7 protein-coding genes and 2 pseudogenes are annotated in these 9,143 nt (G+C 69.8%); 7 read left to right on the top strand and 2 right to left on the bottom strand.

Going from position 1 to position 9,143, the window contains the following annotated elements; translation table 11 throughout:
* Positions 1-16: 16 nt before the first annotated feature.
* From ACOGW9_RS05985 to ACOGW9_RS05975, 3 genes and pseudogenes are all read left to right on the top strand, one after another.
* Positions 17-745: pseudogene (locus ACOGW9_RS05985) on the top strand (fibronectin type III domain-containing protein); the annotation flags it as partial.
* Positions 746-1,268: 523 nt separating this feature from the next.
* Positions 1,269-2,090 (top strand): annotated as a pseudogene (locus tag ACOGW9_RS05980) (Calx-beta domain-containing protein); the annotation flags it as partial.
* Positions 2,091-2,163: 73 nt separating this feature from the next.
* On the top strand, positions 2,164-4,125 hold the full coding sequence (locus tag ACOGW9_RS05975) for a fibronectin type III domain-containing protein (protein ID WP_419909311.1): 1,962 nt from the start codon (positions 2,164-2,166) through the stop codon (positions 4,123-4,125).
* 96 nt (positions 4,126-4,221) lie between these two features.
* Here ACOGW9_RS05975 and ACOGW9_RS05970 read toward each other — a convergent pair whose 3' ends face one another.
* Entirely contained in the window at positions 4,222-4,839 is a 618-nt protein-coding gene (locus ACOGW9_RS05970) for a histidine phosphatase family protein (protein ID WP_419856257.1), read from the bottom strand.
* 79 nt (positions 4,840-4,918) lie between these two features.
* Here ACOGW9_RS05970 and pyk point away from each other — a divergent pair, with 79 nt between their 5' ends.
* The gene (gene pyk, locus ACOGW9_RS05965; protein WP_419856258.1) at positions 4,919-6,352 is read left to right on the top strand and encodes a pyruvate kinase; all 1,434 of its coding nucleotides are present in this window, start codon (positions 4,919-4,921) and stop codon (positions 6,350-6,352) included.
* 16 nt (positions 6,353-6,368) lie between these two features.
* Here the strand turns inward: pyk and ACOGW9_RS05960 are convergent, their stop codons facing one another.
* Positions 6,369-6,680, bottom strand: a complete 312-nt coding sequence (locus ACOGW9_RS05960) for a hypothetical protein (protein ID WP_419856259.1) — start codon at positions 6,678-6,680, stop codon at positions 6,369-6,371.
* Positions 6,681-6,793: 113 nt separating this feature from the next.
* Between ACOGW9_RS05960 and ACOGW9_RS05955 the strand changes: the two genes are divergently transcribed.
* From ACOGW9_RS05955 to ACOGW9_RS05945, 3 genes are read left to right on the top strand one after another with little or no spacing between them, the layout of a single operon-like run.
* Positions 6,794-7,258 carry a DUF3151 family protein gene (locus ACOGW9_RS05955; protein WP_419856260.1) on the top strand — a complete coding sequence of 155 codons (465 nt, stop codon included), beginning with the start codon at positions 6,794-6,796 and terminating at the stop codon, positions 7,256-7,258.
* A complete protein-coding gene (mobA, locus tag ACOGW9_RS05950) occupies positions 7,243-7,833 on the top strand; it encodes a molybdenum cofactor guanylyltransferase (RefSeq protein ID WP_419909308.1) in 591 nt (196 codons plus the stop codon). The genes ACOGW9_RS05955 and mobA overlap by 16 nt, the downstream gene beginning before the upstream one ends.
* 5 nt (positions 7,834-7,838) lie before the next feature.
* Positions 7,839-9,134, top strand: coding sequence for a ribonuclease D (locus tag ACOGW9_RS05945; protein WP_419856262.1), 1,296 nt, complete (start codon positions 7,839-7,841; stop codon positions 9,132-9,134).
* The last annotated feature ends 9 nt before the right edge of the window (positions 9,135-9,143 follow it).

Raw genomic sequence — 9,143 nt, 5'->3', positions numbered from 1 at the left:
CCGGCTCGGCGCGACGATGACCGCAGGACTGCGGGGCGGGACGGCTCAAGCGCTGGCCAACGGCGTCGCCAGCGGTCCCATACCCCTCAGCCCCGGCCAGAACTTCATCGACGTGGTGGTGTCGGCACCGGACGGCACCGAGAAGACCTATGTCGCCGTGGTGACCCGGGAAGAGGCCGGCGAGGCCGCTGCGCGCAACGTGCGCCTGATACCGGGCGACGGCAGGCTGACCGTGGTCTGGGACCACGCCGACCCGACCAGGGCGCCCAGCTCCGACCCCCTCGACCGGTACAACCTGCGCTGGAGCGTGCCCGGCTCGGGCCGGTGGCTGAACCCCAAGGGGCCACTAGGCGACGGTCATCCGCACAACGAGCGGACCGAGTACACCATCTCCGGCCTCTCCAACGGCACCGAGTACGCGGTCCAGATTCAGGCCATGGACAGCACCGAGGGGCAGCAGTCGGCCAACACTAGACCGTGGGTGAAGGTGTTCGGCACTCCCGACACGCTCGATGCGCCCACCGGCGTGACGGTGACCCCCGGCGACGGCGAATTGAGCATCGCGTGGGACGCTCCGCCCGACGACGTGTACCACGCCGTGCGCTGGCGGTGCACCGACCGCCAGGACGCCTCGTGCCTGAACCCGCTCGCCGACAGCATCCTGGGCGACCAAGGCAACGGCGTGCTGGTCGAGCCGGGCGCGACCTCCTACACCATCACCGGGCTGACCAACGCCCAGCAGTACACCGTCGAGGTCAAGGCGCGTCCCTCCGCGGGCCACGGCGAGTACAAGGGCCCCTCCAGCGCAGGCTCGTCGTGGGTGGCGGTGAGCGGCACGCCCGCGGCCGGGGCCAAGACCTACTCCCTCAGCGGCGCCAAGGTGCGCGAGGGCGGCGACACCGTGCTGGCAGTGGCCCTGAGCGAGGCCGCGCCCTCCGGCGGGGTCGCCTTCAGCATTGTGCCCGACTTCGCAGCAACGGCCTCTGAGGACGATGTCGGCAACATTCCGGTCAGCGTGACGGTGCCCGCGGGTGCCCGCCGTGCCACGTTCGCCGTCCCCATCGGGCGCGATCAGAGCAGCGAGGGCGATGAGACCTTCGCCGTCACCGTCACCGCCCAGGTCCCCGGCTGGACGGCCGCCTCGCCGGGCGCCGGCTCCGCCACGGTGACCATCGTCGACGGCCCGACCACGGTGCCCGCTGCCTCGCTGACCGTCACCGCGGTCGAAGTCCGCGAGGACGCGGGCCACGTGTCGCTGACCGTGGCAGGTGCCCAGTCACAACCCCACTGCCGCCGAGGTCACCCTGACGTTGGCCGACGGCACCGCCGCCCGGGGATCGGACTATCGCGGCAGCAGCACGGTCACGGTCGTCGTGCCCGCAGGGCTGAAGGGCGACACAGCGGAGTTGTCCATCCCGATCATCGGCGACACCGACAGGGAGGACGACGAGACCTTCACGGTGACCATCACCGGAGTCTCCGACGGCCACAGCGTCGGCAGTCCCGACGCGGCCACCGTCACCATCGCCGACTGGACAGCCGGCATGACGTTCGACCAGTCCGCCTTGGAGGTGCCCTCAGGCGCCAGTGTCACCTACACCATCGTGCTCGACGCCGAGCCCCGCCGGGCCGTGACCATCACGCCCACAAGCTCCGACCCGCAGTCCGTGCGAGTCAGCGGCCCGGTGACCTTCCTCCCGTCGCAGTGGAATGTCCCCAAGACCGTCACCGTCTACGGCATCAAGGCGTCCGACCAGAGCATCACCATCGCCCACCGCTCCAGCAGCGTGGACCCCCGCTACGACGGCGAGACCGCGTCACTCGCAGTGACCGCGGCCGAGGGCAAGTCCACCGACGCCACCCTGAGCGCGCTGCTGCTGTCGGCGGGCGCCATCGCCCCGGACTTCGGTGCCGGGATCACCTCCTACACCCTCAGCGTGCCCAACAGCACCGCCTCCACCACAGTGACCGCGACGGTGGCCGCCACCGGCAAGGCCACGCTCAAGGCCGGCTTGCAAGGATCGCTTGCCGCTGCGGTGAGCGGCCAGGCCACCAGCGCGATCAGCCTGAGCGCCGGCGCCAACACCGTCGAGGTGGAGGTGACCGCCGAGGACGGCAGCACCGAGACCTACGCGGTCACGGTCACCAGGGGGCGGCACCGGTGTGCCCGGCGCCCCGGCCGGGCTGAGCGCCCGAGCCGCTGTCACCGCACTGAACGTGTCGTGGCAGCCGCCCGCCGACGTCGGCGCCAACGCCATCGACGGCTACGACGTGCAGTACAAGACCACCGCCGCCGCCGACCAGACCGCTGCCACGGCCGGCGATCCCTCCACCGGCTGGGTGGACGCCGGCCACAGCGGCACGGCCACTGCCGCCACCGTCTCCGGGCTCGCCAACGGCACCTCCTACGACGTCCGGGTGCGGGCCACCAACGGCGTCGCCCCGGGCGGGGCCTGGGCCACCGCCTCGGGCACGCCGTCCTCGCCGCCGATCTGGATCACCGAGGCCGTCGCGGGCGGCCCCGGCGAGCTCGTGGTCAAGTGGTCGAGGGGTCCCGGCGTGGACACGGGCTACCACTGGCGTTGGAGGGTCAAGTCCCCTCAGGGTCCGTGGCTTCCCAGCGCCCAGGGAGAGGGGAGCTTCAGGACGCGGGGAGTGACGCTTACCGGCCTCGCCGAGGGCGAGACCTATGAGGTGCAGGTGAATGGGGTTGCTTGGAGGAGCATCGGCTCGCCCACGCCGTGGAGTCCCATCGCGCAGGGCACCGCGGGCGAGGCGGCCGAGCCCAAGACCTTCTCGGTCACTTCCGCAGTGACGGCTGCGGAGGGCGAGGAGGCTGAGCTTTCCATCACGCTGAGCGAGGCCGCTCCCACCGGAGGCGTCGAGTTCGATGTGACAGTGACCTACGGCAGCGACGCGGACGGCGCCGACTCGGGCGACGTGACCCCGCCTGGGGCCACCGTGACCGTCGGGAGCGGCGAGACCAGCGCCACGGTGTCGATTCCCATCGCGCGAGACACCGGCGAGGAGGACGACGAGACGTTCACCGTCGCCTTCGCTCCCGCCGGAACCGGCGCGTCCGAATGGGCCGAGAGCTCCGTCGGCGCCGGGACGGCGACGGTGACCATCACCGACACGACCGAGACGGTGAGGTTCAAGCGCACCAAGGTCAAGATGGACGAGACCCGCGACGGGCCCAACCACACGGTCAGGATCACGCGCACTGGCGACGTCACCAGGCCGGTGGAGGTGACCCTCACCTTCACCAGCGGCACGGCCGCCTCCCCGGACGACTACAGGGCCTACGAGGGCAGCCGGCGCACGGTGACGATCGCGGGCGGCAAGCGGCACCGGGATGTGCTGATGCCGATCGTCAACGACAAGGTCGCCGAGGACACCGAGACGTTCACGGTGACGCTGACCACATCCACGAGCGGTTACGCCGTGGGCGACTCCCTCGTGGTCAAGATCGTCGACGACGACATCGCCGGGGTTGTGGTGCGCCAGACCGCGCTGACCGTGGATGAGAAGGAGACGGTCACCTACAAGCTGAAGCTGGCCACCAAGCCCACTCACAATGTGACGATCACCGCGACCAGCAGCGACCCCGAGCAGGCATTGCTGGGACGCGAACCGGCCAAGACGCGCACCTTCACCCCCGAGAACTGGAACAAGGCCCAGACCTTGACCGTCCGCGCCAAGCCGGTCGGCGACGCCGGCGTCACCATCAGCCACACCGCCGTCAGCGACGACCCCAGCTACGACCGCATCGCCATCGACCCGGTGGCCGTGACGATTGCGAACGTGCTCGACCTTCCTGACGCCGTGAACAACCTGCAGTTCTCGGTCGAGGGAACCAGCGTCACGGTGACTTGGACCGCGCCCGACACCCCCGACCAGGTCAGCCGTTACTACGTCAAGGTCATGCCCGCCGACGGCAGCGCAGTCGAAGCGAACGAAAGGCTCAGGCGACCCCAGGCTGCGGGCGAGCAGATGTCGGAGACGTTCGGGAACCTGGTCCCCGGCGCGACCTACAAGATCAGCGTGCGAGCCGTCGGCACGGAAACCTCGGACAAGGGCGAGCGAACCTGGACCGAGGAGTTCACCGTGCCGCCAGCCGCATAGGCACCCGACCGGCACGAATGGAGTGCGTCTGCTGGCGAGTGCCGATGTGTATCGCGATGATGCGCACCGCAGGTTGTCGAATGCTGAGCGAGCGGGCTAGAGGCCGATGGCAAGGTCTGGGCGGCCTCGCAGGTGGGTGCGCTCGTTGACTGAGAGCACGCTGCGGTGACCGTGGCTTGATGCGAAGACTCGGGTGACCGACGTGTAGTCCACGTCGAACTTCAAGAAAGCGTCCGGATCGAAGCCGAGGCAGCGAGCCAGATACGCATTCACGACGCCGCCGTGGCACGCCAGCGCGACCCGCTGGCTGCGGTGGTCGGCGACTATCCGGTCGACCGCCTCGTTGACCGTCGCGATGAACTGGGCCGTGCGTTCGGCGTCGCCGAACGATCCGGTCGCCAGCTCGTCCCACCGTTCCCGATCAGTCTCCTTCAGCACCTCCATCGGCACGTAGGCGGGGGAGTCACGGTCGAATTCGCTCAGCCCCTCGCGCACCGTCGGCTGCAGGCCGGTCACCTCACCGATGGCCTCGGCGGTCTGCAGTGCCCGCCGCATCGGGCTGCTGTACAGGGCATCGACGCCCATCTCGGCGAGCCATCCCGCGATCGCCGCAGCCTGCTGCTGGCCGATCTCCGACAGGGGCGGGTCCGCGGGCTGCCCGTCGTGTCGCACGACTCGTTCGGGCTGGCCGTGGCGGACGAAGACGAGTTCCACGGCGGGTGACCCTAGAGGGCGAACGCGTCGCCCCAATCGATGGCTGAGCGCCTTGACGGGAGCGGTACCGTGGTAGCACATGGCAAGACGGACCAAGATCATCGCCAGCGTCGGGCCAGCCTGCAACGACGAGGCGACCATGACGGCCATGATCGGAGCGGGCGTCGACGTCTGGCGTCTCGGGCTGGCCCACGGCACGCTCGACGAGCAGGTCGAGACGTTCCGGCGGCTGCGTGCCGTATCGGCAGAATCCGGGCGGCACATCGGGATTCTCGTAGACCTGCCGGGTCCCAAGGTGCGCTGCAAACCGTTCCCCGAAGGCGGCTGCGACGTCACTGAGGAGGCCGTGCTTTCGCTTGCCATCGACGGAGACGCCAGCACGGCGGATCGGATCGTGGTCGACTACGAGGGCCTGCTGACCGACGTGGGCCCTGGCGACCAGCTGTCGTTCGGCGACGGCAACGTCGTGCTGGTGGTGGAGGACCGCGCCTCCAATGCACTCAAGACGCGTGTCCTGCACGGGGGCCATCTCGAAGGCCGGCCGGGCCTGCATGTCGACTCGTCCAAACTGCGCATCAGCACGCCGACGCCTCAGGATCTGAAGCTGGCTGACACGTTCATCGACTTGGGCACCGACATGGTTGCTCTGTCGTTCGTCCGCTCGGCGCATGACATGCGGCGCTTGGGCGTCGAGCCTCACCCCCGCGGCCCGCTGCTGGTGGCCAAGATCGAGACCAACGCCGCTGTAGAGAACCTTGACGGGATCATCGAGTCGTCCTCGGCAGTCATGGTGGCGCGTGGCGACCTTGGCGCTGAGTGCGATATCGAGGAATTGCCTCACTTGCAGAAGCGGATTATCGAGGCCTGTGTCGCACACGGCCGACCGGCTATCACCGCGACACAGATGCTGGAGTCGCTGCTGCACTCGCCGGTGCCGACACGGGCGGAGGCCTCCGATATAGCGAACGCGGTGTTCGACGGCACGTCCGCTGTGATGCTGAGCGGCGAGACGGCCATCGGCCACGATCCCGTGAATGCCGTGCGCACCATGGCTCGCATCACCGAGCGAGCCGACGAACGTTTCGACTACGAGGCGTGGTGGAACCGTCTGCTGTCGGTGCGCAGGCTGGACGAACGCGCGGCTGACTACCTGCGGGTGACCGACGGCATCACGCAATCGGCGTCGAGACTGGCCACCGAGCTGGGCGCACAAGCCATCATCTGCCTGAGCCGCTCGGGGTTCACTGCCCGCAGCATGGCCAGGTTCCGCCCGTCGATGCCGCTGCTGGGCCTGACGCCCGAGCCTCGCACCGCGATGCAGCTCTCGCTGTCGTGGGGGACGCGCCCGCTTGTCTTCGGCGAACGCCTGACCCCGGCCGAGTCGGCACTTGAGGCAGTGCATGCGGCGACGCGTACCGGAGTAGTGCGAAGCGGCGACATGGTGGTGGTGGTGTCGGGGTCGAGCCCCGAGTCGCACGCCACCGACAACCTGCGCGCCATGCGAGTGCCCTGACGGAGGCTGAGCCCCCCTAACCGGTGTCGATGTCGATATCGACGTCGATGCGGGAGGGGTCGATGCGGTCGGGCCCGCACAGTGGATTCTGTGGCACCTCCACCTGGCGGCCGAAAACCTCGCACGAGCAGGTGTCCTGGCAGTCGCGCAAGCCGGACCATTGCACGGCCAGCACTACTGCGCCGCCCACCAGCACCACCGAGACAAGCACGGCCACCATCAGCCGGCGTATCAACCGAAGCGCAACAAAGGCCGCTGCAGCCAGAGCAGCGATCCCGCTGACCAGAGCGATGCTCAGGCGGTCGGCGTCGAGCCATTCGGGCAGCACTCCATCAGAGAGTACGCAGCGTCGCTGCAGTGCCCGTGGACCGCTCCCGGGCCGGCGCCAAGGCGCTCAGTAGAGTCGAAGTGGCTCTTACGACGCTCCACGAGGTTTCACACATGGCGGCCACACCCATAGACCTTCGTCCGGGCGGCCTGCCCGAGACGGTGCTGGACCCGGCGCCTCCGGACGCCATTGCGGCATTCGAAGCGGCGATGGCACAGCCGGTGGCCGAGCGGGGCGCTGCGCTGTCGGGGGTGGCAGCCCGCTGGCCGCGGCTGCTGGAGGCATGGGCGGAGCTGGGGCGCAAGGCGGCGAGCGAGGGCCGCCACATCGAGGCCTACGCCTACTGCCGGGTGGGGTACCACCGGGGGCTCGACGCGCTGCGCGCCGCCGGATGGCGGGGGAGCGGCTACGTCCGCTGGGCGGAGCCCACCAACAGCGGCTTCTTGTGGTCGCTGCTCGGCCTGGGGCGCTGCGCTGCTGCCATCGGCGAGCACGACGAGGCCGACCGGTGCGCCGGTTTCCTGATGCAGCTCGACCCCGGAGGCGAGCCCCCGACAGGCGAGTGGCCGCAGGCGTGAAGCCTGCCGGCGTCGTGCTGTGCGGCGGCGCTTCCACGCGCATGGGCAACGACAAGGCCGGCCTTGAACTGGCGGGCCAACCCCTGGCCTTGTGGGTCGCCGGTGCCCTTTCGGCCGCGGGCGCGGACCCTGTCGTGGCGCAAGGCGGCAATCCTCCGCCGCCGCTCGTGGCCGAACCCGACAGCTCGCCACGAGCCGGACCGCTCTCGGCCCTGATCGATGCGCTGGAGCGCCACCGCGATGTGCTCGTCTGCCCGACCGATGTGCCGACAGTGCCGGCCGAGCTGCTTGCCACCCTGGTTGAACGCGCCCACAGCACGCGCGCGCCGGTGGTGTTGGCTCGCAGTGACCGCCCGGAGCCACTCATCGGCCACTACGCCCACGAATCGCTCTCGATGCTGCGAGCGGGCCTGCAGGCCGGTGCGCGCGGGCCGAGGGAGGCCTTCGACATCGAGAGCGTCCCGACCGTGCCGGTGAACCCGTCCGATGTTCTGAACGTGAACACGCCCGCCGATCTCGTCGCCGCCGAAGCGGTCTTGGCGGCTCGTGAAGCGGCCCAGTCGGAAGCGGGCTGACGCACATGGCACGTCGCAACGACCGGCGCCGCCACAGCGACTCGTCTCGCCAGGCCTCGCCTCGCAGCGACTCGTCTCGCCAGGACTCGTCTCGCAACCACCGGCGCCGCAGCGGCTCATCTCGCCGGGATGCATCGCAGCACGAATGGGTCGACACGCAAGCGGGCCTCGAGGCACTGGTCGCCGATCTGCTCGCCACTGACTGCATGGCCATCGACACCGAGTTCCACCGTGAGCGCAGCTACCGACCGCAGTTGGCGCTGGTGCAGGTTGCCTTCGACGAACGGGTCGCGCTCATCGATCCCACCACCACCGATGTCACGGTGCTGGGCGATGTGCTGGCGGCTGATGCGCTCGTGGTCATGCACGCGTGCGCGCAGGACATCGAGGTGCTTTCCCAAGAGTGCGACGCCATCCCGTCGAGGCTCTTCGACACTCAAGTAGCTGCCGGCTTTCTGGGCATGAGTACACCGTCGCTGGCGGCGCTCGCCGATCGCCTGCTCGGCGTGCGGCTGGCCAAAGGCAACCGGCTGACCGACTGGTTCGAGCGGCCGCTGCGACCGGCCCAGCAGCGCTACGCGGCCGACGATGTGGCGTACTTGATCCCCCTGCTTGACGAGCTGCGCTCCCGGCTGACGGCGCGGGATCGCTGGCAGTGGGCGCTCGACGAGTGCGAGCAGTGGAGACGACCTCCCGGTCCGCCGCCCGATCCTGCCCAAGCGTGGACCCGGATCAAGGGAGCACGCCAGCTGCGCGGGCCTCAGCGAGCGGTGGCGTACCGGCTGGCTGCCTGGCGCGAGCGCACGGCCAGCGAACGGGACATCCCGGTGCGCTTCGTGCTGTCGGATATGGCGCTGCTGTCGATCGCGCAGCGCCGCCCCCGCAGCATCGATGATCTCGGCGGCTTGCGGGGGGTGGACGGCGGTCAATTCCGCGGCGCGGCCGGCGATCGGATCATGGCCGAGGTGCAGCGCGGTCTCGACATGGCGCCGGGCGACATCCCAGCCAGTGCGCTGCCGGCGGGACCCAACGTGGATGCTGCGCTGCAACCGGCAGTCCCTCTCGTGGGCGCCTGGGTCGACGAAGTGGCACGCTCGGAGGGCATCGATCGCAGCCTGCTGGCAACCCGCTCCGACATCGCCGCGCTGCTCGCCGGCGATCCGGCATCGAAGCTGAGCTTGGGCTGGCGGGCCGAAGTGGTGGGCGACGGCATCAGGTCGCTGCTGGCGGGCGAGGCCGCACTTGCGTTTGATCCGTCGGCTGGCCTGCAGCTTGAGCCGCGGCCCGGCGGGGTGCGGTGAACAGTGCGA

Origin of the sequence: Candidatus Poriferisodalis sp. (assembly GCF_965203655.1) — a bacterium.
Taxonomy (GTDB): Bacteria; Actinomycetota; Acidimicrobiia; order Acidimicrobiales; family Poriferisodalaceae; genus Poriferisodalis.
Note: the sequence above shows the minus strand (reverse complement) of the source record. Positions and strands in the feature narration are given on the sequence as shown.

Coding starts and splice junctions, on each gene's coding strand:
- ACOGW9_RS05945 (WP_419856262.1), top strand. CDS start 7,839: ATGGCACGTCGCAACGACCGGCGCCGCCACAGCGACTCGTCTCGCCAG.
- pyk (WP_419856258.1), top strand. CDS start 4,919: ATGGCAAGACGGACCAAGATCATCGCCAGCGTCGGGCCAGCCTGCAAC.
- ACOGW9_RS05955 (WP_419856260.1), top strand. CDS start 6,794: ATGGCGGCCACACCCATAGACCTTCGTCCGGGCGGCCTGCCCGAGACG.